Annotated in this window: 23 protein-coding genes; 15 read left to right on the forward strand and 8 right to left on the reverse strand. The window is 70.9% G+C overall.

The window, feature by feature from the left end:
- Positions 1 to 8 precede the first annotated feature (8 nt).
- From C8054_RS16210 to C8054_RS16230, 5 genes are read left to right on the forward strand one after another with little or no spacing between them, the layout of a single operon-like run.
- Entirely contained in the window at positions 9 to 977 is a 969-nt protein-coding gene (locus C8054_RS16210; RefSeq protein ID WP_107157631.1) for an aldo/keto reductase, read from the forward strand.
- Positions 974 to 1804, forward strand: a complete 831-nt coding sequence (locus C8054_RS16215) for an amidohydrolase (protein ID WP_233219667.1) — start codon at positions 974 to 976, stop codon at positions 1802 to 1804. Before C8054_RS16210 ends, C8054_RS16215 begins: the two co-directional genes overlap by 4 nt.
- A 28-nt stretch (positions 1805 to 1832) precedes the next feature.
- Entirely contained in the window at positions 1833 to 2567 is a 735-nt protein-coding gene (locus tag C8054_RS16220; protein ID WP_107157632.1) for a (Fe-S)-binding protein, read from the forward strand.
- 20 nt (positions 2568 to 2587) lie between these two features.
- A complete protein-coding gene (locus C8054_RS16225; protein ID WP_107157695.1) occupies positions 2588 to 4006 on the forward strand; it encodes a lactate utilization protein B in 1419 nt (472 codons plus the stop codon).
- Positions 4003 to 4632, forward strand: coding sequence for a lactate utilization protein C (locus tag C8054_RS16230; RefSeq protein ID WP_199199792.1), 630 nt, complete (start codon positions 4003 to 4005; stop codon positions 4630 to 4632). The genes C8054_RS16225 and C8054_RS16230 overlap by 4 nt, the downstream gene beginning before the upstream one ends.
- 177 nt (positions 4633 to 4809) lie before the next feature.
- Here C8054_RS16230 and C8054_RS33255 read toward each other — a convergent pair whose 3' ends face one another.
- Positions 4810 to 5406 carry a TetR family transcriptional regulator gene (locus C8054_RS33255; protein WP_107157633.1) on the reverse strand — a complete coding sequence of 199 codons (597 nt, stop codon included), beginning with the start codon at positions 5404 to 5406 and terminating at the stop codon, positions 4810 to 4812.
- A 54-nt stretch (positions 5407 to 5460) separates the two neighbouring features.
- Entirely contained in the window at positions 5461 to 6048 is a 588-nt protein-coding gene (locus tag C8054_RS16240; protein WP_233219668.1) for a TetR/AcrR family transcriptional regulator, read from the reverse strand.
- A 94-nt stretch (positions 6049 to 6142) separates the two neighbouring features.
- On the opposite strand from C8054_RS16240, the gene C8054_RS16245 reads away from it, so the two are divergent.
- Positions 6143 to 6481 (forward strand): rhodanese-like domain-containing protein, encoded by a 339-nt coding sequence (locus tag C8054_RS16245; RefSeq protein ID WP_107157635.1) that lies wholly within the window; start codon positions 6143 to 6145, stop codon positions 6479 to 6481.
- Positions 6482 to 6542: 61 nt separating this feature from the next.
- Here the strand turns inward: C8054_RS16245 and C8054_RS16250 are convergent, their stop codons facing one another.
- Genes C8054_RS16250 through C8054_RS33350 form a run of 3 tightly spaced genes read right to left on the reverse strand, consistent with a single transcriptional unit; the run spans position 6543 to position 7119 of the window.
- The gene (locus C8054_RS16250; protein WP_107157636.1) at positions 6543 to 6866 is read right to left on the reverse strand and encodes a hypothetical protein; all 324 of its coding nucleotides are present in this window, start codon (positions 6864 to 6866) and stop codon (positions 6543 to 6545) included.
- 2 nt (positions 6867 to 6868) lie between these two features.
- Positions 6869 to 6982, reverse strand: coding sequence for an SBBP repeat-containing protein (locus tag C8054_RS33345; RefSeq protein WP_368854611.1), 114 nt, complete (start codon positions 6980 to 6982; stop codon positions 6869 to 6871).
- Complete coding sequence (locus C8054_RS33350) at positions 6979 to 7119, reverse strand: transposase (RefSeq protein WP_368854612.1); 141 nt, start codon at positions 7117 to 7119, stop codon at positions 6979 to 6981. The genes C8054_RS33345 and C8054_RS33350 overlap by 4 nt, the downstream gene beginning before the upstream one ends.
- A gap of 228 nt (positions 7120 to 7347) precedes the next feature.
- Here C8054_RS33350 and C8054_RS16265 point away from each other — a divergent pair, with 228 nt between their 5' ends.
- The 4 genes from C8054_RS16265 (at position 7348) to C8054_RS16285 (ending at position 13416) form a co-directional block, all read left to right on the forward strand.
- Positions 7348 to 9105, forward strand: a complete 1758-nt coding sequence (locus tag C8054_RS16265) for a hypothetical protein (protein WP_146179922.1) — start codon at positions 7348 to 7350, stop codon at positions 9103 to 9105.
- A 1192-nt stretch (positions 9106 to 10297) separates the two neighbouring features.
- Positions 10298 to 11554 carry an ABC transporter substrate-binding protein gene (locus C8054_RS16275; RefSeq protein ID WP_107157640.1) on the forward strand — a complete coding sequence of 419 codons (1257 nt, stop codon included), beginning with the start codon at positions 10298 to 10300 and terminating at the stop codon, positions 11552 to 11554.
- A 42-nt stretch (positions 11555 to 11596) separates the two neighbouring features.
- Positions 11597 to 12550, forward strand: coding sequence for a carbohydrate ABC transporter permease (locus C8054_RS16280; RefSeq protein WP_107157697.1), 954 nt, complete (start codon positions 11597 to 11599; stop codon positions 12548 to 12550).
- On the forward strand, positions 12547 to 13416 hold the full coding sequence (locus C8054_RS16285; RefSeq protein WP_107157641.1) for a carbohydrate ABC transporter permease: 870 nt from the start codon (positions 12547 to 12549) through the stop codon (positions 13414 to 13416). The genes C8054_RS16280 and C8054_RS16285 overlap by 4 nt, the downstream gene beginning before the upstream one ends.
- A 14-nt stretch (positions 13417 to 13430) precedes the next feature.
- On the opposite strand, the gene C8054_RS16290 is transcribed toward C8054_RS16285, so the two are convergent.
- Positions 13431 to 14960, reverse strand: coding sequence for a glycoside hydrolase family 43 protein (locus tag C8054_RS16290; RefSeq protein WP_107157642.1), 1530 nt, complete (start codon positions 14958 to 14960; stop codon positions 13431 to 13433).
- A 77-nt stretch (positions 14961 to 15037) separates the two neighbouring features.
- Here C8054_RS16290 and C8054_RS16295 point away from each other — a divergent pair, with 77 nt between their 5' ends.
- The 4 genes from C8054_RS16295 to C8054_RS16310 all read left to right on the forward strand — a co-directional run bounded on the left by C8054_RS16295 (position 15038) and on the right by C8054_RS16310 (position 20277).
- Positions 15038 to 16693, forward strand: a complete 1656-nt coding sequence (locus C8054_RS16295) for a CocE/NonD family hydrolase (RefSeq protein ID WP_107157643.1) — start codon at positions 15038 to 15040, stop codon at positions 16691 to 16693.
- Positions 16694 to 16747: 54 nt separating this feature from the next.
- Positions 16748 to 18715, forward strand: coding sequence for a right-handed parallel beta-helix repeat-containing protein (locus C8054_RS16300; protein ID WP_107157644.1), 1968 nt, complete (start codon positions 16748 to 16750; stop codon positions 18713 to 18715).
- A 250-nt stretch (positions 18716 to 18965) separates the two neighbouring features.
- Positions 18966 to 19301, forward strand: coding sequence for a nuclear transport factor 2 family protein (locus tag C8054_RS16305; RefSeq protein ID WP_233219669.1), 336 nt, complete (start codon positions 18966 to 18968; stop codon positions 19299 to 19301).
- A gap of 160 nt (positions 19302 to 19461) precedes the next feature.
- Positions 19462 to 20277 (forward strand): MerR family transcriptional regulator, encoded by an 816-nt coding sequence (locus C8054_RS16310; RefSeq protein WP_233219670.1) that lies wholly within the window; start codon positions 19462 to 19464, stop codon positions 20275 to 20277.
- A 574-nt stretch (positions 20278 to 20851) separates the two neighbouring features.
- Here C8054_RS16310 and C8054_RS16315 read toward each other — a convergent pair.
- Positions 20852 to 22489: a hypothetical protein gene (locus tag C8054_RS16315; RefSeq protein WP_107157646.1), complete on the reverse strand. Its 1638-nt coding sequence runs from the start codon at positions 22487 to 22489 to the stop codon at positions 20852 to 20854.
- Between the two features lie 251 nt (positions 22490 to 22740).
- Positions 22741 to 23385, reverse strand: coding sequence for an NYN domain-containing protein (locus C8054_RS16320; protein WP_233219671.1), 645 nt, complete (start codon positions 23383 to 23385; stop codon positions 22741 to 22743).
- Between the two features lie 181 nt (positions 23386 to 23566).
- On the opposite strand from C8054_RS16320, the gene C8054_RS32790 reads away from it, so the two are divergent.
- Positions 23567 to 23974, forward strand: coding sequence for a hypothetical protein (locus C8054_RS32790; protein WP_233219672.1), 408 nt, complete (start codon positions 23567 to 23569; stop codon positions 23972 to 23974).
- Positions 23975 to 23993: the final 19 nt, after the last annotated feature.

A 23993-nucleotide genomic window follows, 5' to 3' on the forward strand; every position in this document is an offset into this window, starting at 1 on the left:
GGGCTGTCATGGAGACCAACCAGCTCGGTCGCTCGACGGTAGGGGTCACCACGGTCGGGTTCGGCGCGGCCGGGATCGGCAACCTGTACCGGACCGTCGCCGACGACGTGGCCCGCGACGCGGTCGACGCCGCCTGGCGGGCCGGCATCCGCTACTTCGACACCGCCCCCCACTACGGCCTCGGCCTGTCCGAGCGCCGCCTCGGCGCGGTGCTGGCCGGCCGGCCCCGCGACGAGTTCACCGTCTCCACGAAGGTCGGCCGGGTCCTGGTGCCGTCGCCGGACACCGCCCACCTCCGCGACGAGGCGGGCGGGTTCGACGTGCCGGCCGACCACGTGCGCCGGTGGGACTTCAGCGCCGACGGGGTACGCCGGTCGTTGGAGTCCAGCCTGGCCCGGCTGCGGCTCGACCGGGTGGACGTGGTGCTGATCCACGACCCGGACGACCACTGGCGGCAGGCGGTCGAGGAGGCGTACCCGGCGCTGCACGAGCTGCGCGCCCAGGGCGTGGTCGGCGCGATCGGCGTCGGCATGAACCAGTGGCAGATGCTGGAGCGGTTCGTCACCGAGACCGACGTCGACACCGTCATGCTCGCCGGCCGCTACACCCTGCTCGACCAGTCGGCGGCGCGGACCCTGCTGCCCCGGTGCCGGGAGCGGGGGGTGGGGGTGCTCGCGGCCGGCGTGTTCAACAGCGGCGTGCTGGCCACCGAGACGCCCGGCCGCAACTACGACTACGGGCCGATCCCGGACGACCTGTACGCCCGGGCGCTGCGGATCACCGAGGTGTGCCGGACACACGGCGTCACGCTGCCCCAGGCGGCGATGGCCTTCGTCGCGCGGCATCCCGCCGTCGCGACCCTGGTGCTCGGCGCGAAGACCGAGGCCCAGGTCGAGCGGAACGTGGCGCTCGCCGCCGCGCCGGTGCCCGACGCGCTGTGGACGGACCTCGTCGCCGAAGGGCTGATCGAGTCGTGATCGTGGACGCGCACCACCACCTCTGGGACCCGGCCGTCCGGACGTACCCGTGGCTGGCCGGCGCCGCGCTCGCCCCGATCCGCCGTGCGTACACCCTGGCGGATCTGCGTGCCGCGGCGGGCGACCGGATCGGCGCCACCGTGCTCGTGCAGACCGTGTCGTCCCCGGCCGAGACCGAGGAGTTCCTGGCGGTCGCGGGGGCCGGCGACGGATTGGTCGCGGGCGTGGTGGGCTGGCTGGACCTGACCCGCCCCGACGTCGGCGACGAGGTCGACCGCCTGCGCTCGCGTCCGCTGGTCGGGGTCCGCCACCAGGTGGAGGACGAGCCGGACCCGGACTGGTTGCGGCGGGCCGACGTGCTCCGGGGCCTCGCCGCGCTGGGCCGCCGGAGGCTCGCCTACGACCTGCTCGTCCGGGCCCCACAGCGGGCCGCCGCGCTGGCCGCCGTCCGGTGCCTGCCGGACGTCCGCTTCGTGGTGGACCACGCGGGAAAGCCGGCGGTCGCGGCGGGGGAGTGGGAGCCGTGGGCGTCCTGGATCACGGCGATGGCCGGCTGCCCGAACGTCGTCTGCAAGCTCTCCGGCCTCACCACCGAGGCGGACCGGGACGACTGGCACGCGGCCCGGCTCCGCCCGTACGCGAACCACGTGCTGGCCGAGTTCGGCGCCGACCGGGTGCTGTTCGGCTCGGACTGGCCGGTGTGCGAGCTGGCCGGTAGCTACCGCGGTGTGCTCGCGCTCGCCGACGAGCTGTTGCGGGACGCCAGCACGGCCGAGCGGGCGGCCGTGCTGGGCGACACCGCGCGACGCGTCTACCGGCTACCGTGAACCCGCCGTTCCGGGAAAGGGGCTGACCGTGCGGATCGCCCTCTTCGTCACCTGCGTCAACGACACCATGGCCCCGGGCACCGGCCGGGCCGTGCTGCGCGTTCTCGAACGGCTGGGCCACGAGGTGACGTTCCCGGCCGGGCAGACCTGCTGCGGACAGATGCACTTCAACACCGGCTACCAGCGCGAGTGCGTGCCGCTGGTGCGCAAGTTCGTCGACGACTTCGCCGACGCGGAGGTGGTGGTGTCGCCGTCGGCGTCCTGCGTGGCGATGGTGCGCGACCATCACCGGCGGGTCGCCGAGGTCGCCGGCGACCGCGGTTTGACCGAGGCGGTCGCGCACACCGCGCCCCGGGTGTACGAGTTCAGTGAGCTGCTCGTGGACGTGCTGGGTGAGACCGACGTGGGGGCGCGGTTCCCGCACCGGGTCACCTACCACCCGACCTGCCACGGGCTGCGGATGCTCGGCCTCGGTGACCGTCCGCAGGCGCTGCTGCGCGCCGTACGCGGGCTCGACCTGGTCGACCTCGGTGGCGCCCACGAGTGCTGCGGATTCGGCGGCACGTTCGCGCTGAAGAACGCCGACGTGTCGGTGGCGATGGGCCGGGACAAGGTGCGGCAGGTGCTCGCCACCGGCGCCGAGGTCCTCACCGCCGCCGACAACTCCTGCCTGCTGCACGTCGGCGGTCTGCTGTCGCGGGCCCGGTCGGGGGTGCGGGTCATGCACTACGCCGAGATCCTCGCGGCGGGGGACCGTTCGTGAGCGGCGCCACCTGGCTGGGCATGCCGGCCTTCCCGGAGGCCGCCCGCACGGCGTTGGCCGATGAGCAGTTGCAGGCCAACCTGCGCACGGCGACCACCACCATCCGGGCCAAGCGGGAGGCCGTGGTGGCCGAGCGCGCGGACTGGGAGCACCTGCGCGCCGCCGGCGCCGCGATCAAGGACCGGACGCTGCGGCACCTGGACCGCTACCTGCTGCGGTTCGAGGAGCAGGCCACCGCCGCGGGGGCCGTCGTGCACTGGGCGCGCGACGCGGCGGAGGCCAACCGGATCGTCGTCGACCTGGTCCGCGCCGCCGACGCCGACGAGGTGATCAAGGTCAAGTCCATGGTCACCCAGGAGATCGACCTGAACGCCGCGCTCGCCGCGGCCGGGATCACCGCGTACGAGACCGACCTGGCCGAACTGATCGTGCAGCTCGGCGACGACCTGCCCTCCCACATCCTGGTCCCAGCGATCCACCGCAACCGGTCCCAGATCCGGGACATCTTCCGGCGGGAGATGCCGGACGCCCCGGACGACCTGACCGACGACCCGGCCGCGCTCGCCGCCGCCGCCCGCCGGCACCTGCGGCGCAAGTTCCTCACCGCCCGGGTCGCCGTGTCCGGCGCGAACTTCGCCGTCGCCGAGTCGGGCGCCCTGGTCGTGGTGGAGTCGGAGGGCAACGGCCGGATGTGCCTGACCCTGCCGGAGGTCCTGATCAGCGTCGTCGGCATCGAGAAACTGGTGCCGACCTGGGCCGACCTGGAGGTGATGCTGCAACTGCTGCCGCGCTCCTCCACCGGGGAGCGGATGAACCCGTACACCTCGACGTGGCGCGGCGTGCATCCCGGCGACGGACCACGGGAGGTCCACGTGGTGCTGCTCGACAACGGCCGCACCGACGTGCTCGCCGACGACGTCGGCCGGCAGGCGCTGCGCTGCATCCGCTGCTCCGCCTGCCTCAACGTGTGCCCGGTCTACGAACGCACCGGCGGGCACGCGTACGGATCGCCGTACCCCGGGCCGATCGGCGCGATCCTCACCCCGCAGCTACGCGGCATGCGCGACGACCCGGTGGCGGCCAGCCTGCCGTACGCGTCCACGCTCTGCGGGGCCTGCTACGAGGCGTGCCCGGTGCGCATCGACATCCCCGCCGCCCTCGTGCACCTGCGGGCCCGGGCGGTCGACGCGACGCGCGGTCCGCTGTCGCCGGAACGGACGGTGATGCGCGCCGCGGCGTGGACGCTCGCCGGCCCGCGCCGGCTCGCCGCCGCGCAGCGCCTCGCCGCCCTCGCCGGCGCGCTCCTCGGCCGCCGCGGGCGGATCGGCCGGCTGCCGGGGCCGCTGGCCGCCTGGACCCGGACACGCGACACCCCCGTACCCCCGGGGCAGTCGTTCCGGACCTGGTGGCGACGGAACCGGAGGGGAACGGCCGAGTGAACGCCCGCGACGAGATCCTGGGTCGGGTACGCGGCGCGCTCGCCGCCGCGCCGGACGCCGAGGTCGAGGTGCCCCGACGGTACGCGCGCACGGCCGACGGCGTGGACGTCGTGCGGTTGTTCGCCGAGCGGGTCGGCGACTACCGGGCCACGGTCCGGATCGTCGCACCGGAGGCGCTCGCGCCCGTGGTGGCGGCGGAGTTACGGGACGCGGCGGTCGGGACGCTGGCCGTACCGCCCGACCTGCCCCACGAGTGGCTGATCGAGACCGGTGTCGAGGTGCGCGCCGACTCGCCCGTGCTCTCCGTGAACGAGCTGGACGGCTGCGACGGGGTGCTGACCGGCTGCGCGGTGGCGATCGCGGAGACCGGCACGATCGTGCTCGACGGCGGACCCACTCAGGGGCGACGCGCCCTGACCCTGGTGCCGGACGTGCACATCTGCGTCGTACCGGCGTCGGTGGTCGTCGGCACCGTGCCGGAGGCGATCACCCGGCTCGACGGGACCCGGCCCTTGACCTGGGTCAGCGGTCCGTCCGCCACAAGTGACATCGAACTGAACCGGATCGAGGGCGTACACGGCCCGAGACGTCTCGTCGTCATCGTCGTCGATAGACAGACGGGTTGACGGGGTCAGGTGCGGCGCAGGCCCACCTTCCTCCCGTGTAGGAGTGTGACCAGTTCGTCTGGGGTCTGGATCCCGCTGGGAGGCGTGGATGGTCGGCGAGTCGGGCGATGATGATGATCCCGGCCGCGCTGGGCGCAGCGGGGATCGGCCAGGTGTTCGACGGGGCGTTGCTGATCCTCATCTTCGCCATCTCCGGCGCGTTGGAGGCATTCGCGACCGCCCGCACCGCCGAGTCGGTGCGCGCGCTGCTCGACGTCGCCCCGGAACGCGCGACGCGCCTGGACGCCGGCGGGGGCGAGACGGCCGATCTACGGGTCGGTGACCTGGTGCGGATGCGTCCGGCTGAGCGGATCGGGCCGACGCGCGCTGCGCGTCCCGGATCACCTCGATCTTGTGGCGGTAGCCGGCCACGCGCTTCTCCGACGCCGGCTCGGCGTGTCCGCGCTCGTGCAGCCACGCCCACGCGGCGATGCGTTGCGGGTCGGGCCGCGCGGCGAACGTGTCGTGCGGCCGGACCGCGTAGCCGACGAGGTTGGGAGTGATCGGCACGACCCGGGACAGTTCCTTCAGGCCGGTCTCCATCACGGTGGCGAACACCGCGTCCTTGTCGCCGAACCAGGCGTGGATCCGTTCCTTGCTCGCCCACGCCCGCTCCGCGATGCGGTTGATCCGGGCGCCGTCGACCCCGTGCTGGGCGAACTCCGCCATCGCCGCGACGAGCACCCGTTGCCGGGTCTCCAGGCCACGTGCCCGGGTCGCGGGGGAGGAGGCCATTCCGCCACGTTGGCGCGGATGGTCGTGCGGTCCGGGCGCGCCGTGACCGCGCTGTCAGCCGGTCAGTGCGCAGGCCAGGCGCCGGCTCGCCGCGCGGAGCCGGTCCTCCCCGATGTCCTCGACGACGGCCCGGACGTGCTCGGCGGCGAGCGTGGCGAGCAGGGCGTGCGCGTCCGCGTCCGGATCCGGTCGGCCGGCGAGGAGCAGCGCCACGTGCCGGTGCCAGAACCGGTACGCGCCGATCCGGTAACGGGCGCCGGGGGACGCGGTCTCGGAGACTCGGACCAGGTCCAGGTGGCCGAGCAGGTAGTCGAGGTAGGCGGTGACGAAGGCGAGCAGGCGGTCCCGCGCGGTGGGCGGCGCGTCGGCGGGGCCGGGGCCGGGGCCGAGCGGAGCGGGGCCGAACAGGATCGCCTCCTGGAGGGCGCCTTCCTGGGTGTCGAGCAGCGCGGTGGCCAGCCCCGCCTTGTCCCCGAACCGCCGGAACAGGGTGCCCTTGCCGACACCGGCGGCCGACGCCACCGCGTCCATGGAGACACCCTCGACGCCGTGGTCGCGGAACAGTGCGGCGGCGGCCTCCAGGACGGCGGCCCGGTTGCGGGCCGCGTCCGACCGCTCGCGCGGCGGTGTCGTGCGCAACACGACGAGATCCGGGGGAGGGGTGGCAGAAGCGGACTGCGGTCCGCTATCGTTTCGAGACACAAGCGGACTGTAGTCCATTTACTTGGAGGTTGTCATGACCACCCGCATCACCCGAGACGAGCTGCGCGACCGCATCGAGGCCGGAACCGTCACCGTCGTCGACGCCCTCGGGGGCGACTACTACGCCCGACAGCATCTGCCCGGCGCCGTGGCGCTGGTGGAGGCCGACGTCAGCGACCGGGCCGCGGAGCTGCTGCCCGACCGGGCCGCGACAGTGGTGACCTACTGCTCCAACCCCTCCTGCCCGAACAGTGGCCGGGTGGCCGACCGTCTCACCGCCCTCGGCTACACCGACGTCCGGAAGTACGCCGAGGGCATCGAGGACTGGGTGGGCGCCGGCCTGCCCACCGAGTCGGGAGTGCGTGCGCGCTGAACCGTGGCGGGGAGGTCGGCGGCCACGACCTCCCCGCCACGCCGGTGCCCGTTCGGGCCGCTCACCCAGAGGCGGCCATCCCGCGCCGGCCCGCCGCGCCTCCGTCGTCCGAGCCGCGCGAGCGGCGGGTGCTCAGCGCCGGGCGGGTAAGCACCGCGAGGTAGCCACCGCCGGTGGCTGCCTGCAGCGGCGAGGTGGTGTAGAAGGCGGGCTTGTCGGCGTGGGCGGCGACCGCGGCCACCGGGCCGTCGACGGTGACGGCCCGCACCTCGCCGGTGCCGCCGTCGGTCCATGTTGTCCACAGCAGACGTCGCCGCAGGTCGGGCGCGGTGACGAGGAACCAGGCGTCGCCGCCGGCGTAGTCCTCGAGTCGGCGGCCGTTCATGGTCAGGTTGCCCCGGTCGGCGATTGGGCGGCTGCGGAGCCGCCGACGTAGATGCGACCCTGGGCGTCGGCGGCGAGCGCCCGTGGCGTGATGGTGTTGCCGCGGCCGCTGGTCAACCGGGTGAGGAGCAGCTGGCCGGCCTGGAGAGTGCCACCGGCCGGGACCCGGCGAGCATCCGCTCGAATGTGCCGTCCAGGGCCCACCTGCGGAAACGGGTGTAGATCGACTGCCGGGACCCGTAGCGGGCGGGCACGCCCCGCCACGTGGTAAGGGCTGACGCACCGCCTCGCCCGCACGGCTGTCGGTAGGGGAGAGCGCCTGTTCCTCCGCCACCGTGATCTCGGCGGGCAGCCGAACCGGCTGCCGCCCCTTTCTCGCTCGGGGGTCGCAATGGTGACAGGATGTGTTCGGCCGTTCACCTAATCTCTGGTCAGTGCCCGCGGTGAAGATCACAGCGGGGCCGGCAGGAGGAGTGTGGGCGGTGCAGCCAGAGCGTACGGCTGGGCAGTTGCGCTACGACCAGACGGTGGCGATCAAGGCGCTGCCGCGGCCGCAGGTGGAACCGACCCGGCCGACCGACAGCGAGAACCGGGTCTGCGGCGATGACCTGGTCTCGGCGATGGACCGGCAGGTGTACAAGACGCCACTGTTCATGATCGAGACCTGGGCGCGGGGGCAGCAGGAGGCTTTCGGTCAGCAAGGTCCGGCGATCGCGATCGAGAAGTCGTACCGAAAGTGGGAAGGCACCGCGCACCTGGAGATCGAGTCGCCGGCGCTGCTGTCGAACGAGGGCCTGAAGCTGCACTTCAGCGTGACGGGCAACCCGCGGTACATGGCGCAGCCTCACGACCTGGTCCCGATCTACCTGGAGACGCCGACCGCGGACACGAAGAAGCCGGGCGAGCGGCAGCTGTTGGTGGTGGTGATCGAGCCGACGTGGGACTACAACCACTGGGAGATCCGGGTCGAGTACACGCTGCAGCAGTTGGCCACGATTCTCAAGATCAATTCGGGTGGCCCGGTGACCGCTCACACGATCATCCAGCGGTACCGTGAGCTGGGCCTGCGTGCACAGTGGCTCGGCGTGGCCGACCAGCAGAAGGTCCAGGTCAACGGGGTACGCCACGAGAGCGGCGGGCTGGACCAGAAGGGTGGCTCCGGCAAGCTGCGGCTGGTCCCGTACACCCTGCTGGAACTGGCCGGCACCGAGAACCGGCGCAACACGTCCTGGAACATGAGCGAAAAGCTCAACACCAGCCGCCCGGTGTTCAACACCTTCCAGGAGATCCTGCAGGGCGGCAAGGAGATGATGACCACCCTGGAGTGCGAGGCGGAGTACCGGCTCGCCCGCGAGAGCGACCTCGACCAGGTCATCGTCGCCATGAACAAGCTGCACGACGACGGCGAGATGCAGAAGCGGCTGGGCATCCTCAAGATGACCGGTGAGCAGAAGGTGTACGAGGACACCTACTTCGACCTGCCCGGCCCATACGATCTGCTGGCCAACCGGATCGTGCTGCGCCGGCGGCACCGCAGCAGTGACGCCGGGGGCACGTACCTGTTCGCGCTCAAGGGCAGGACGCACCAGGACGGCGAGGGCCGACGGCTGCGCCTGGCGGCTCAGTGCCAGTTGAAGACCACCGCACTGACGACCACGACCGGTCAGGCGCTGCTGCGGCGGCTCCTCACGGACGACTCGGCCGACAACGCGGTGGGCCGTACGATGCTGCACGCGCTGGACCACGTCAAGCCCGTGATCAACCGCCTGAAGCAGGAGGACGTCGTCCCGGCGTTGACGGTCGTGTCGAACCGGGACACGTTCACGATGACGCTGGCCAACGGCACGCAGATCGACTTCAGCGCGGACAAGGCCACGGGCCAGCTCGGCAACGGGCGTTCGGCGACCGTGTACAGCTTCGAGTTCGGGGTGGGCCACCCGGCCCTGACCCAGGCCGCGACGACCGGAGGCCCGACCACCGGAGGGGACGGCGAGACGACCAAGAAGGTCTCGGTCAAAGACAAGATCGGCCAGTTCGAGGGCGCCGCGCCGCAGATCGTACGGCCGTACCACGTGCCCGCCGACCTGGTGAACCCGGCGGTGTTCACGCAGCCTGACTACCAGCAGTTCGTCCACCTGCTGCACGCCGTCGTCACCGACGTGTTCCAGCTCGACATCGGGCGTCTCGAACTGGGCGGCAACAAGGCCCACGACCTTGCGAAGCTTCTCGGTCTCATCTGACTCCCGGATCGACGCCACCGCGGACGTGTGACCGGGCGTGCTACCTGCAGCCCACCACGAGGCCGCCACGCAGGGTTGACGCTGCCGCGCCTGAGCGGCTGGTGTCGACCTCGTGGCGGCCTCGTGGTGGCCTCGTGGTGGCGGCCAGGAAGGCGCCGTACGAATGGCCCAGCAGGATGACCCGGCCGGCTCCGATCCGCTGGAACGGCCTCGGACGCATCCCGTGTCTGTTCGAATGTCATCTATCGGCGTAGCAGACCCACACTCCGACGCCACGGCCCTGCTGCTGGCAACAGCAACGGTGGCAGCAACACGGGTGGACGGGGCGAGCCGATGTCAACCGACGACGGGTGGGCCGCTGGTCGAAGCGTATCGGGTCACCGTCGCTCTTCTGGTCAAGCTCGGTGACGCTGAGCTGGCGTGGCTGGCCGTGGATCGGGCGATGCCCACCGCCACCGGCGACCGGGAGTTGGTGGCCGTCGCAGCCGTCCAGCTCGGTCGGGTGGTGAGAGCTCACCGGACCCGGTGGGGTGGAGAGGGCTTTGGCCTGCGGAGATGTGGGACAGAGATCTGGTGTGAACGCCCAGAGAGCCCGAAGTGGTCAGTCCTGCATCGACGTGTGGCTCAAGGGCGTTGCTCGACGTGGTCACCGGGTGGCCCGTGACCGGCCAGATCCGGGCGCCGTCGCCTCCTGGGCCGACGGCGTCGGTCACGGACTGATCGGCGTCCACGCGCTGACCGCACCGAGCGGGAGCGGCATCGGGAGCGGAACGACCAGCCGCCGGCGACCTGGAATCGCGGAAGATCGCGGACAGCCGCGAAGATCGCCGTCGGGCGTCAGGTCGCTGTCCGGAAGCGTCCGGAAGGTCGCCCGGTTGCTTCCTCCGGACGGAGCCGCGCTCCTCGCTCCGAAACTTTCGGTGTTGTGCCGGTCGGAAAGCTGGCCTGCCGTCCGGCGCTCCTGCTGGCAGCGAGGTCATTGACGGATGACCTGAGCACTGAGTAGCCTCAGCAAACGAATCATCACATGTAAATATCTCGATAATTTTCCGAGGCGACGACATGGCCGCGGCTGACCGTTGACGAGCTCGTCCGTCGGCTTCCGCCCGTGTGCCCCGCTGGTGGAAACCCGTCGCCCTGATTCGCCGCGGTCACCCGACCACCGCCGCTCACGATCACCGATGGAGGGCCGTTGAAACGCGTCCGGAGCACCGCAGTCGTCATCGCCACCGTCGCGCTCGTCCTTGCCGGCTGTGGGGGATCAGGTGGCACGTCCGACCCGAAGACCTTCGAGTTCTGGTCGTTCGCCAACATCAACCAGAAGGCCGACGTCGACGTCTACACCAAGGCGCACCCGGATGTACGCGTCAAGGTCACCGAGGTGGGCAGCACGACCGAGACCGCGCAGGCGCTCACCGCCGCGCTGGCCGGTGGCAAGGTGCCCGACCTGGTGCTGATCCAGGCCGACGACCTGCCGAAGTTCATGCAGTCCCCGGACAACTTCGTGGACCTCACCACGCTGGGCGCGGGCGACATCAAGGGCAACTACCTCGACTGGGTGATGGCACAGTCGACGACCAAGGACGGCAAGATCATCGGTGTGCCGACCGACGTCGGCGGCCTGGCGGTCGCCTACCGGACCGATCTGTTCAAGGCGGCCGGCCTGCCCACCGACCGGGACGAGGTCGCCAAGCTCTGGCCGACGTGGGACAAGTTCATCGACGTCGGCAGGAAATACGTCGAGCAGACCGGGAAGCCGTTCGTGGACAACACGCCGACAAGCGTCTTCTTCCAGGCGGTCAACCAGGGCAGCCAGCGCTACTACAGCGCCGACCGCGAACTGGACTACGACAACGAGCAGGTCAAGGCGGCGTTCGACGTGACGCTGAAGGCCTTCGGCGCGGGCATCTCCGCCAAGCAGGGGTCGTTCTCGTCCGGCTGGACCGCGGCCATGAAGAAGGGCGACTACGCGGTGGTGTGCTCACCGTCCTGGATGCTCAGCCAGATGAAGACGAACGCCCCCGAGACGAACGGCAAGTGGGACATCGCCACCATTCCCGGTGGCTCGGGGAACTGGGGTGGCAGCTTCCTCGCCATCCCCAAGCGCGCCAAGAACGCGAAGGCGGCGTGGAACTACATCTCCGAGATGCAGTCGCCGAAGGGGCAACTGGACCACTTCCTGATGCAGGGGTCGCTGCCCACCACGCCGTCGGTCTACACGGACCCGCAGTTGGTCGGGAAGACCGACCCGTTCTTCAGCAACGCGCCGATCGGCAAGATCTACACCCAGTCGGTGGTGGGGATCAAGCCCTTCTACTTCGGTCCGCAGGACGGTCCCGTCGGCACCGAGTTCCTCAACACGCTCACCAGCGTCGAGCAGGGCAAGGTGGACCCGGCCAACGCCTGGAACACCGCGCTGGCAAACGTCAAGAACGCCGTACGCGAATGACGGAGGGCTGCCGCCCATCGGGAAGGTGACGCCTTGACCACCATGCTCACCCCGGCCACGGCCGCACCGGACGTCCGGCGGCCTGATCGCCGGCGGCGGATCCGGCAGGGCGTACGGGAGTCCCTGGCCCCGTACGCGTACATCTCACCGTTCTTCGTGCTCTTTCTGATCTTCGGCCTCTTCCCGCTGCTGTTCACCTTCTACATCTCCCTGTTCGACTGGGATCCCATCGGCGAGCACCGCTTCGTCGGGTTGGACAACTTCTCCGAACTCCTGCACGACCCGCGTTTCTGGGGGGCGCTGCGGAACACGTTCAGCATCTGGGTGCTGTCGACGGTGCCGCAGTTGCTCCTGGCGCTCGGCCTGGCGCACCTGCTCAACCACGCGCGGCTGCGGCTGGCCGCGTTGTTCCGGATGTCGGTGCTCGTTCCCTACGTCACCTCGGTGGCGGCCACGACCATCGTCTTCGCCCAGATGTTCGACCGGGACTACGGCATGATCAACTGGTTCCTCGGGTTGCTGGGCTTCGACCACATCGACTTCACGGCCTCGCTGTGGGGCAGCCACCTCATGATCGCCACGATGATCGCCTGGCGCTGGACCGGTTACAACACCCTGCTGTACCTCGCCGCGCTCCAGGCGGTCCCCCGGGAACTGTACGAGGCCGCCGCCGCCGACGGCGCGAACGGCTGGAAGCAGTTCCTGCACATCAGCATCCCCTCGTTGCGGCCGATCATCGCGTTCACCGTCGTGACGTCGACCATCGGCGGGTTGCAGGTCTTCACCGAGCCGCTGCTGGCCAACCCGGTGGGCGGACTCACGTGCGGAGCGGCACGGCAGTGCCAGACCGTCACCCTCTACCTCTACGAGCAGTCCTTCGGGCAGTTCCACTTCGGCTACGGCGCGGCGGTCGGCGTCGCGCTCTTCGTCATCGTGGTGGCCTTCTCCGGACTCAACTACCTGCTGGCCACCCGCATCCGCTCGGAGCGCCCATGAAGCCCACACCCTCCACCGCCGTGCCCGGGCGGGCCAGAAGGCGCTCGGCCAACCGCGTCCCGATCCCGGTGTACGCGCTGCTCACCCTCACGGCGCTCGGCAGCGTCTTTCCGCTCTACTGGATGTTCGTGGTGGCGACGACGGACTCCGCCACCGCGACGACCCTGCCCCCGACGATCACGCCCGGCGGCAACTTCCTGCACCTGGCGGAGCTGGTCCTCACCATCGTGCCGTTCGTGCAGTCCCTGCTCAACAGCCTGATCGTCGCCGGCACGATCGCCGTGGGACAGGCGCTGCTCTGCGCGTTGGCCGGCTTCGCCTTCGCCAAGCTGTCCTTCCCCGGCCGCAACACGCTGTTCCTCATCGTCGTGCTGACCATGACGGTGCCGGCGCAGTTGGCCGTGGTACCGCAGTACCTGATCATCTCTCAGCTCAACTGGGTCGACAGCCTTCAGGCGGTGATCGTTCCCGGGCTGGTCAGCGCGTTCGGCATCTTCTGGATGCGCCAGCACATCGGGAGCACCATCGACGACGAGCTGATGCAGGCGGCGCGGGTGGACGGCGCGACCACCTGGCAGATCTTCTGGCGGATAGCCTTCCCGCTGGTCCGCCCGGCGGCGTACGTGCTGGGGTTGTTCACGTTCGTCTACGCGTGGAACGACTTCCTGTGGCCGTTCATCGTCCTGAAGTCGCCGGAGAACTACACGGTCCAGATCGCCATCAAGGCACTGCAACAGAACCGCGACATCGATCTGGGCCTGGCCATGTCCGGCTCCTTCCTGGCCACCCTCCCACTGCTGGTGCTGTTCGTCTTCGTCGGACGACGTCTGGTGCAGGGCATCATGGAAGGCGCGTTCAAGGGGTGAGCGCGCCGGTCCCGTCAGCCGGTCGGCCGGTAGTCGAACCAGTCGAACCCGGCGGTTCCCTCGGTGACGTACATGCCGATGACCCGTCCGGTGAAGCCGGAGGCGACTTCGGTGGACAGGTAGCGCCCGTCCAGCTCCGCCAGGTACGCCCAGCCGTCTCCGGAGTCGACCTCGAACCTGATCGTGTCACTGCCGGCGGCCACGACGCCCACCTGGCCCGCCAGCGCGAGATCGTCGGACGAGGTGATCGTCGGCGGCAGCACGTCGGTGCTCCGGATGCTCAGCGCCACGGTCACCGCCCCCGCCGGCACCCGGCACTCCCCGAACACCTGGCGGAACGGCCCGACCCGGCCGATGACCCGAGCCCGACCCCGCGCGATTTCCAGGTCGTAGTGGTGCGCCTCGTCGATCCTGATCGTCAGGCCGGACCGGCCGGAGCCGGGATCGACGCGGACGCTGACCCGGCAGTCATGGTGCTGCTGGCGGCGGCCGACGAGGGTGGCGCCGCTCCGGTCGAGGCTGTCGCCGGTCGCGTGCAGGGTCAGCCAGCCGGGCCGGTCGGTCAACGACCAGGCCGAGGCGGGCCGGTCCCGGGGAGAGATCCACTGTGCGCCCAGCCGCTCGTTGTCGAAGTCGTCCCGGTCGGCGGGCCCGCACGTCCCCGCCGAGCCGGTCGGGGACCCGACGGGTTCGACCACCGGCCACCCGTCGACCCAGTGCACCGGCACCAGGAACGTCTCCCGCCCGAGTACGTGGTAGGGCGGCCAGTGCCCCTTGGCCCGGATGCCCAGCAGGACCATCCACCAGCTGCCGTCGGCGGCCTCGACCATGTCGGCATGCCCGGTCGCCTGCACCGGCCGGTCGGTACCGCGATGCGTCAGGATCGGATTGGCCGGCCCGGGCTGGAACGGCCCGCGCGGCGATCGCGCGCGGGCGACGCTCACCGCGTGGCCGGTGTGGGTGCCGCCCTCCGAGACGAGCAGGTACCACCAGTCACCGACCCGGTACAGATGCGGCGCCTCCGGGTACTGGCCACCCGTTCCCGACCACATCGGCACCGGCCCCTCGAAGACCTCTCCGGTATCCGGGTCGATCCGGTACGACTCGACCCCGGACACCGTCAGCCAGCAGGTGCCGTCGTCGTCCCACGCCAGCGACGGGTCCACGTGCGGCAGGTCCAGGTAGACCGGATCCGACCACGGGCCGGCGGGATCGGTCGCGGTGACGATCAGGTGCCGACCGAGCGTGACGTTCGTCGTGACGACCCAGAACCGGTCGTCGTGGTGGCGGATCGTCGGCGCGTAGATGCCCCGCGAGGCAAGCGTGTCGGGAGGCAACCGAAGCTGGTCGGCGCGGTCGAGCACGTTGCCGATCTGGCGCCAACCGACCAGGTCCCGACTGTGGAAGATCGGCACACCGGGCGAGTACTCGAAGCTCGAACACACCAGGTAGTAGTCGTCGCCGGCGCGGCAGATGCTCGGATCGGGCCAGAAACCCGGAAGGATCGGGTTGCGGTAGCTGAGGGACTCACCGTGGGCGGACACGGCATGAGTGTCGATGTCGTGAACCGTCTCGGCAAGCCGGTCGTATCCTCGATCACCGCCGGCACCGGGGCCGGGTGATGACGAGCCTCCGCCACCGACTGTCCGGCCGGCTCCGGCGCGCCCGTCGCCACGCGGCCACGGAGCCGCCGTACGCCTTCACGGTGCGGCGCGGGCTGCGCGTGCCGATGGACGACGGTGTCGAGCTGCGCGCCGACCTCTACCTGCCGCTCGGCCCGGTCGAACCGCCGTTGCCCACTGTCGTCGTCCGCTCGCCGTACGGCCGGCACGGCTCCCTCACCCACGCGCCGGCGCTGGCGGGCGAGGGGTTCACGGTTCTGGTGCAGAGCTGCCGCGGCACGGGCGGCTCCGGTGGCAGCTTCCGGCCGCAGCTCGACGAGCAGCGCGACGGCATGGCCACCCACCGGTGGGTACGCCGCCAGCCCTGGTTCACCGGCACGGTCGCGACGTACGGGGAGAGCTACCTCGGCTACGTCCAGTGGGCCGTGGCGGGACGGATGTGCCGGGACGACCCGGGGAACGCGCCGGACGCCCTGTGCCTGAACGTCACGATGGCCGACTTCGGCGCGGTCACCTGGAACAACGGCGCCTTCTCGCTGGGCGGCTCGCTCGGCTGGTCGCGCCGGATGGCGCTGCGGGGCATGCGTGGCGCCCTGGTCCGGGCGCGGCTCGCGCGGTGGCCGGACCGGAAGCTGGCCGAAGCCTTCGACGTCCTGCCCCTGTCCCGCGCCGACACCGTGGTGGCGGGCCACCCGATCGGCTGGTACCAGGACTGGCTGGCCCACGAGAGCCGCTCCGACGACTACTGGACCCGGCAGTCGCACACCGCGTCGGTGCCCGACGTCACCGCACCCGTGTACATGGCCACCGGCTGGTACGACATCTTCCTTCCCTGGCAGTTGCGCAACTACGCCCAACTCGCCGCGGCCGGTCGCCCGCCTCGGCTCACCATCGGCCCGTGGGGCCACCGCGACGACCGGAGTCCGTTCCTCGCCGAGTCGATCGCGTTCCTCAAGGACCACTTCGCCGGCGCGCCCGCGGCCCGGCCGGCGCCCGTGCGCGCCTTCCTCACCGGCGCGGATCAGTGGCGTGACCTACCCGCGTGGCCGCCGCCGGGCACCGTCGTGCAGCGGTGGCACCTGCATCCGTCCGGGCTGCTCGACGCGGCGGTCCCGGCCGGGGGCAGCACCTGCTACACCTACGATCCGGACCGGCCCACACCCGCACTCGGTGGTCCCGGCCCGGTCGACAACAGCGCTCACGAACGCCGCGCGGACGTCGTCGTCTTCCGTGGTCCACCTCTGGCGCACGCTGTCGTCCTCGCCGGGGAGCCGATCGCCCACGTGCGGTTCCGCTCGACGGCGGCCAGCGCGGACGTGTTCGTCCGGATCTGCGACGGGCACCCCGACGGCCGCTCGATGAGCGTGTGCGACGGCATCCGCCGCCTCGGCGGCGTCGGCACGGCAGCCACCGACCCGCGACCGGACGGGGACGGTTTCGTCGAGCTGGCGGTGCCGCTGTGGCCGGCGTTCCACCGCTTCGCCGCCGGCCACCGCGTCGCCGTGCAGGTCAGCTCCGGAGCGCATCCGCGCTACGCCCGCAATCCCGGCAGCGGCGAACCCGCCGCCACCGCGACCACCACGGTACGGGCGCGGCAGGAGATCTCCCACGACGGCGCCCACCCGTCCCGGCTCGACCTGCCGGTCCGGACGTGACCGGGCGCGAACGTGTCGACAGCTACGTGACCACTCGTCAGGAGGACTCCCCGGATGACATCCGTATTCCATGTGGCGACCACCGGTTCGGATCACGCCGACGGCAGCGCCGAACGGCCGTTCCGGACGATCAACCGGGCGGCCGGCGTCGCGCAGCCCGGTGACACCGTGGTGGTGCACGCGGGGGAGTACCGCGAGTGGGTGAGGCCACGCCGCGGCGGTCTCAGCGACTCCCGCCGCATCACCTACCAGGCCGCGCCCGGCGAGCACGTGGTGATCAAGGGATCGGAGCGTGTCACGGGCTGGGAGCCGCTCGGCGGGACGGTGTGGCGGGCGGTCGTCGACAACGCGCTGTTCGGCGCGTTCAACCCGTTCGCCGAGGAGGTGGCGGGCGACTGGATCGTGTACGGCGAGGGTGCGCCACGCCGGCACCTCGGCGACGTCTATCTGAACGGCGTGAGCTTCTTCGAGGTGGCGAGCCGGGCGGAGGTCGACGCTCCACCCCGGCGCACCGAGGTCGTCGACGACTGGACCAGGGTGACCCGTCCGGTCGGCGATCCGGACCAGACCCAGCTCGTCTGGTACGCCGAGGTCGGCGAGCGGACGACGATCTGGGCCAACTTCCAGGGCGCCGACCCGAACACGGAGCTGGTGGAGATCAACGTACGTCGCAGCGTCTTCTACCCGGAACAGCCGCACCTGGACTACCTCACGGTCCGTGGCTTCGAGCTGGCGCACGCGGCCAGCCCGTGGGCGCCGCCGACCGCCGACCAGCCGGGCCTGATCGGACCCCACTGGGCGAAGGGGTGGGTCATCGAGGACAACGTGATCCATGACGCCAAGTGCGCGGCGATCTCGATCGGGAAGGAGGGGTCGACGGGGCAGAACCACTCGGCTCTGCGCGGCGACAAGCCGGGCTACCAGTACCAGCTGGAGTCGGTCTTCGCGGCCCGCCAGATCGGGTGGGACCGCGAGCACATCGGCTCGCACGTGATCCGACGCAACACGATCTACGACTGCGGCCAGAACGCGATAGTCGGTCACCTCGGGTGCGCGTTCTCCACGATCGAGGACAACCACATCCACCGCATCGGCGTGAAGCGCGAGTTCCACGGATACGAGATCGCCGGCATCAAGCTGCATGCCGCCATCGACGTGGTGATCCGGCACAACCGGATCCACGGCTGCTCGCTGGGCACCTGGCTGGACTGGCAGGCGCAGGGCACCCGGCTGTCCCGCAACGTCTACCACGACAACTGCCGGGACCTCTTCGTCGAGGTCAGCCACGGTCCCTACCTGGTCGAGCACAACATCTTCGCCTCGCCCGCCGCGCTGGAGCTGTTCAGTCAGGGAGGCGCCTTCGTCCACAATCTGATCTGTGGCACAGTGCGGCTGGAGCCGGTGCTGGACCGCGCCACGCCCTATCACCGGCCGCACAGCACCCAGGTCGCCGGGTACGCGGTGATCTACGGCGGCGACGACAGGTACGTCGGGAACCTCTTCCTGGGCGGCGACCCGGGCGCGGCCTACGGGGCGGGCGCGGAGGGCGCCGGGCCACCGCTGGCCGGCACCGCCGGATACGACGGCCATCCCGCGTCGTTCGACGAGTACCTGGCCCGTCTCGCCGACCAGCCACCCAGCGACCAGCAGAAGTACCTCGACGTGAAACAACCGGTGTACGCCCGCGCGAACGCCTACACCGCCGGCGCCCGACCGTTCGCGGGTGAGCGCGAGCCGTGGGTGCTGTCGGGGGCCGCGACAGCGACAGTCGTCGACGGGGACGACGCGGTCTGGCTCGTCACGGATCTCCCCGAGGCGTTCGACGAGGCCCGGGTCGGTGTGGTCACCGGCCGGGAGCTGGCACGGGTCCGGTGCGCCGACGCGGAGTTCGAGGAGGTCGACGGCAGCCCCGCCGTCATGGACATCGACCTGTCGGGCGTACCCCGGCAACCTGGACGAGAGGGCGCCGTCGGCCCGCTCGCGCGCCTTCGGTCCGGGCCGCGCCGAACGCGGGTCTTCTGACCACGGCGGCACCGGGGGCGCGCGGTGCCGGTGCCGGCGGTGACGCCATGGCCGGTCGGCGCCCGGTCCGCTGGGCCTGCTCGTGGACGTGGGTGCGTGGTTCGGTGAACCGGGCAGGGCCGGGTGGTCGGCTGAACGCGTTCCGGTGCGAAGCAGGGTCAGTGTGACTCCGATCGGCATTCTTGACCTTCCCCCGGAGGGAGACCTGATGGTTGGGGGCATGGCGATGAACTCGAAAGGGGCAACTGAGTTGAACTGGGACGATCTGCCGGCGGTGATCACGGGGTTCCTTCCCGCGCACGAGGCCCGGGAGGCGGACGCCGCCGTCAGCGCGTTCGCTGCGGACGCGGTGGTGACGGACGAGGGCCGTAGCCACCGGGGTGTGGCGGAGATCCGGAGCTGGCTGGTCAACGGGGGAAGTGAGTACACGTACACCACGGAGTTCGTCGGTGCTCACCGGGTCGGTGAGGGGCGGTTCGACGTCGCGCAGCACCTGGAGGGTGACTTCCCGGGCGGCTCCGCGACCCTGCACTACCGATTCGTCCTGGCCGGAAACCTGATCACCCGGCTCACGATCGAACCGTGAGCCCCGTGTCGCTCGGGAAAGCCTGGATCTCCGGTACGGTCCGCACGTTCTCGGAGGCGAACCGCAGGCGGATCGGAGCCGGACTCGACCGGTTGTGCGAGCCCGTCGCTCCGGCGTACGGAATGATGACATGCACGCCTGGTGCGAGACGGGTGCGGTGATGATGCGAAAAGGCTTGACCATCGGCGAGTTCGCCACCATGAGTCACCTCAGCGTGCGAACCCTGCGCCGGTACCACGAGGCCGGGCTGTTGGTGCCGGCCACCGTCGACCCGTACACGAGTTACCGGTACTACCAACCCGATCAGATCGCGACCGCGCAGGTCATCCACCGGCTCCGCCAGCTCGACGTGCCCCTGGCCGAGGTCAGATCGATCCTCGCCACCGACGACCCGGAACGGCGCACCGAGCTGATCGCGGGCCACCTACGGCGACTCGAGGCCGAGCTGGACCGCACGCGAGCCGCCGTCGTGTCGCTACGCCAGCTGCTGCGTCCGGACGCGGACGCACCCGAGGTCGAACTGCGTTCCGTCCCCGCTCGGACCGTGGTCGCCGTCCGCGCCCAGGTCCGACAGGGGAACGCGCTCGCCTGGTTCGACATGGCGATGACCGAGCTGGACGAGTCCTTCCCGCCGACCGAGCGCACCGGGCCCTCCGGCGGGCGGTACGCCAACGAACTGTTCACCGACGGCATCGGCCTCATGACGGTCTTCCGGCCGGTCCGCAGCCCGCGCGCGAGTGGCCGGATCGAGGTTGTCGAGTTCCCGCCGGCCGACCTCGCCGTCACGGTCCACCGTGGGCCACACGACGACATCGACGTCACCTACGGCCGACTGGGCGCCTGGGTCGCCTCCCACGCCCTGGGTGTCGACGGACCCGTCCACGAGACCTACCTGGTAGGACCGCGCGACACGGGGCACTCCGAACGGTGGCGGACCGAAATCGGGTGGCCGGTGTTCCGCGTCACCTCCGGCTGACGGCCTCCCCCACCGGCTCACGGGCGGCGACGGCGCAGGGGTGAGGCCGGCCTGCTCCCCACCGCCAGATCGGGCGTCGTCGCGAGCTCGCCGCCGTTCGGCGACTGCTGGACCGTGCGGCGGTCGGCGTAGCCCTGGATCGACCGATCGTGGATGCTGATTGTCCACGGAGCATGTAGCTCGGCGCCCTGTGCGATATGGCCCTGTGACACTCATGGCGATGCCGTCAGCGGTGTGCTGCGGCACTGCTCTGGCAAGCTTCACGGACGTCCGTGAGCTGCAGCGGCAGGTGCGGCAGCGAGGGCTGGAGCCAGTGACGGCAGCCGACGAGTCAACGACCGGCCCGGCCAGCTTCATGCTTGTCGACCCGGACGGCAACCCGGTGCTCGTCGACCTAAGGTGCCGGGTCAGACCGGTCTGGCCGCTACCCCGGTGGCAACCCGCCGGGGTAGCGGATCGCCACGACCCGGGCGAGGCGGCTGGCGGTCGCTGGCCGGACGCCGCCGCCAGCCAAGGCCGCTGGGGGCCCAGCAGCCACGAGCCGTTGCCGGACAACCTGCGGGCCCGTTCACGTTCAGCGGTCCGGCCGATCCGGGTGCCAGAGCCAGAAGTTGGTGACAGTCTCGCCGGCCTTCAACTTCGCTATCTCCATCGCCTCGAACGCTGCGATTGCCGATGCCTCGCTGGCGAACTCCTCACCGAGCTTGGGGTTGACGCTGCCGCGGACCCACCGGTCTCCCCAGACGCCGACCTCGGTCTGGTCGTCGTAGCGGCGCATGATCACCCCGTGCCTGGCGTCGGACCACACTGGCAGCCGTTTGAAGCCTTTGGGCGCGGAGGCGGCGATGTCGCGCATCAAGGCCGACGCCTGCTGCGGTGAGGGCGGCGACAGCCACACCACGCCGGTCATCTCGGCCCCGCCGCGGGAGGTGAAGTACTGGCTGGTCATCAACAGGACGTGGCGGCCGTAGCGCTGCGCCACCCGGTAGGTGTGCCGGCCGGACCAGGCCACGACGCGCTCGTCGCAGCCGGTGGCCTCGGCGACGAAGCCGGCGTCGGACGCCGGCCAGGTCACACACGGCAGCGGAGACGGCTGGATCGACGTGCCGTCGAAGACGATGGCCTCGTACCCGTAGCGCAGGTCGGTGTACCACACCAAGTTGCGGTCGCGCTGGGCAAACAGGCGCTTGCCCGGATGGCGCCCCGCGCTCACCCACGCGATGAGTGCGACCTCGTCGTCGGTGTATGCCTCGGCGGGCCGGCCCACGCGCACCAACTCGGCGTAGGCGTCGTCGAAGCCGCCGTCCGCCAGCGTCTGCATATCCTGCACACACTGCGGGCAGTCGTCGACCACGCCGTCCATGAACGACCCGAGCCGGCCGTGCTTGCCCGGCGGACGCCGCGAGTTGCGGCGGCGCCACTCGGCATACAAGGCCGGGGCCAGCTCCTTGTCGTACCGACGCACAGCCGCGCGGATGCCCGCCTCCAGAACGCGGAGGTCGGAGCGGTAACGCGACTCGGCGGGCAGTTCCTCACCCGCGCAATGCCGCGCCCAGAAGGCCGCGGCCTCGGCGACCTCGGTGTCCAGACACGCGCCGACGCCTCGCCAACGGCCCCGCGAGCCCGACTCGATCCGCTGCAGTGCGTCAACGTACTCGCGGATCTCGACGACCCGCGGCGCCGGACCGACCGCCAGCCTGGCCATCGTGTGCCGGTGCAGGCCAGACACCCACCCTCCGGTGCAGGGGTGGCGTCCGTCGCCCCTCCCACTCGCACCGGGCAGACCCTCCACGAGATCCCGGAACCTGTCGTCGGCCACGAGCGCCGCGAACGCCGGCTCATCGAGGACGTCGGCGACCTCCCGGTGCGCATTGTGGGCGCGCGCCTTCCACAGCATGGCCAGCATCTGGTCGACCTCACCGAGCCGCTGGCAGACCCGGGCAGCATCCAGGAGGATCTGCGACCCGGTCGTGGCGTGCGGCAGCGCCGCCGCCAGAAACCGCCGCATCCGTTCCGGTTCAACCTCGACCCCGCCGCCGGCAATCACCAGACCCCGCAGCGCCGCCTCACAGGCGTCGTCGCACCCCGGCCGCGCGTCTGGCTGGTGGTGGTCGAGCACCCGCTCGTAGGACTCCAACGCCTCGACGAAACGACCAGCCCTCAGCGCCGTCCGGCCCGCCGCAAGGAGGGCACCGGTGCTGCTGTCGGACATGAACGTGCCCCTTCCGCGCGAACGCGTCCCGAAGCATGGCACAGGACGCCAACGGCCCCGTCGCGTGCCGGTTTCGTGCCTACCGGCCATCCACGCATGCCGCTGAGCGCGCGGTTGTGGCGAGAAGTATCGGTCGTTCACTGACGGATTGAGGGTGCGGCGCCGCGCTCATCGGTCAGGGCATCGTCTCGGTGGCGCGCGTAGGCACGGCGACCACAGCCCTTGCGGCCGGTCCGCGGATGTGGTCCGGCCTACAAGAAGCGCTCAGGGTCGAAGCTCTCGAGGTCAATGATGCGCACCCGAGGAAGGACGTTGGTGAAGCAGTCCGCATCCTCCTCGATGTCGAACACATGCAGGCCCGGCAGGTCGGCGAAGCCGGCGTTGAGGAACTCCTTGAACCCGACGATCGCGACCTGATGATCACCTCGTAGGAGCTCGTCGACCTGCGGTAGGAAGTCGCCGTCGTGGCTGGCGAGCATGACATTGCCCGGGCGCCGGGCGATAGCCTCCATCGTCCGCTGGATGCCGATGTCCACCACCTTCTGGTCCGATGATCCAGCGAGCGGAATGGGCCGGTACTCCATGCTCAGGAGGGCCCGGACGAAGGGCATCGGCAGACCGCCACCCGAGGCGTTGAGGAAGAACAGTGCCTTCACCGGCTGCTGCCACGTGTCCCGCGCGAAATCCCGCAGACGCTCCCACCGGGGTCGCTCCGCAGGGGCCGGCCGGCGCTCCAGGACACTGTTGCCGAGAGTGGCATCGATGTTTTCCCCGTCCACGATGAGGTACGTGACGGGTGCGGTTGTGCCGAGCATGGGCGTGCCTCTCGAGTCGAGCAGCGAGCGCGGACCGGTCGAGCCCCGAGCGTTCGACGTGCCGGAGGAAGCCGGGCTCATGGTCGAGGATATTGGCTGACGGCCCGGCCGGCGGCAGAGCATCCGACTCAGGCCCCGCGCCGCCGGAACGGCGCCTGTCCGAGGTCGGCTGCTGGATGGCCTGGCCTGACAAGTGGGAGCAGATTGGGTGCAGCTAGACGAAGTGGTCAGCGTGGGAGTCCGATCTGCACGGCGTGAGGACATGCGGCGGGTACCGGGGTCGGGCGCTCAGCATCATGATCAGCGCCTGCCCCGGCGCGCCGTGCACGTCGGTGACGTGGTCCACGTCGACGCCCGGATCACCTGGGCTGGCTGCGTCTCGATGGAGGTGGCGGTGCAGATCAGCGCGGACCGCTGGGACCGTGCGGTGCCGCCGGGCGACGTGGCCACGGCGCACCCGGTGATGGCGGCCGTCGACGATCACGGCGACCCCCGCGCGGTCCCGCCGCTGCTGCCGCAGACGGACGGGACCGCGACGCGACACCAGTACCGCGCCAGAACAGCCCACTACCAGCGAAGACGCCGATTACACCAGGTGCGGCTGGAGTGCCTCGCCGAGGCGGTGCACCACGACCGCTGGCCGCAGCTGATTGATCGACCGAACAGCTAATCCAGGTACGTCTATGCGG

Origin of the sequence: Micromonospora sp. RP3T (genome assembly GCF_003027925.1) — a bacterium.
In the GTDB taxonomy this organism is placed as follows: domain Bacteria; phylum Actinomycetota; class Actinomycetes; order Mycobacteriales; family Micromonosporaceae; genus Micromonospora.

Excerpts from the sequence above, each read along its gene's own strand:
- C8054_RS16210 (WP_107157631.1), top strand. The coding sequence starts at position 9 with ATGGAGACCAACCAGCTCGGTCGCTCGACGGTAGGGGTCACCACGGTC.
- C8054_RS16225 (WP_107157695.1), top strand. The coding sequence starts at position 2,588 with ATGCCGGCCTTCCCGGAGGCCGCCCGCACGGCGTTGGCCGATGAGCAG.
- C8054_RS33255 (WP_107157633.1), bottom strand. The coding sequence starts at position 5,406 with ATGGCCTCCTCCCCCGCGACCCGGGCACGTGGCCTGGAGACCCGGCAA.
- C8054_RS16245 (WP_107157635.1), top strand. The coding sequence starts at position 6,143 with ATGACCACCCGCATCACCCGAGACGAGCTGCGCGACCGCATCGAGGCC.
- C8054_RS16250 (WP_107157636.1), bottom strand. The coding sequence starts at position 6,866 with ATGAACGGCCGCCGACTCGAGGACTACGCCGGCGGCGACGCCTGGTTC.
- C8054_RS16280 (WP_107157697.1), top strand. The coding sequence starts at position 11,597 with ATGCTCACCCCGGCCACGGCCGCACCGGACGTCCGGCGGCCTGATCGC.
- C8054_RS16285 (WP_107157641.1), top strand. The coding sequence starts at position 12,547 with ATGAAGCCCACACCCTCCACCGCCGTGCCCGGGCGGGCCAGAAGGCGC.
- C8054_RS16295 (WP_107157643.1), top strand. The coding sequence starts at position 15,038 with ATGACGAGCCTCCGCCACCGACTGTCCGGCCGGCTCCGGCGCGCCCGT.
- C8054_RS16300 (WP_107157644.1), top strand. The coding sequence starts at position 16,748 with ATGACATCCGTATTCCATGTGGCGACCACCGGTTCGGATCACGCCGAC.
- C8054_RS16310 (WP_233219670.1), top strand. The coding sequence starts at position 19,462 with ATGATGCGAAAAGGCTTGACCATCGGCGAGTTCGCCACCATGAGTCAC.
- C8054_RS16315 (WP_107157646.1), bottom strand. The coding sequence starts at position 22,489 with ATGTCCGACAGCAGCACCGGTGCCCTCCTTGCGGCGGGCCGGACGGCG.
- C8054_RS16320 (WP_233219671.1), bottom strand. The coding sequence starts at position 23,385 with ATGAGCCCGGCTTCCTCCGGCACGTCGAACGCTCGGGGCTCGACCGGT.
- C8054_RS32790 (WP_233219672.1), top strand. The coding sequence starts at position 23,567 with ATGCGGCGGGTACCGGGGTCGGGCGCTCAGCATCATGATCAGCGCCTG.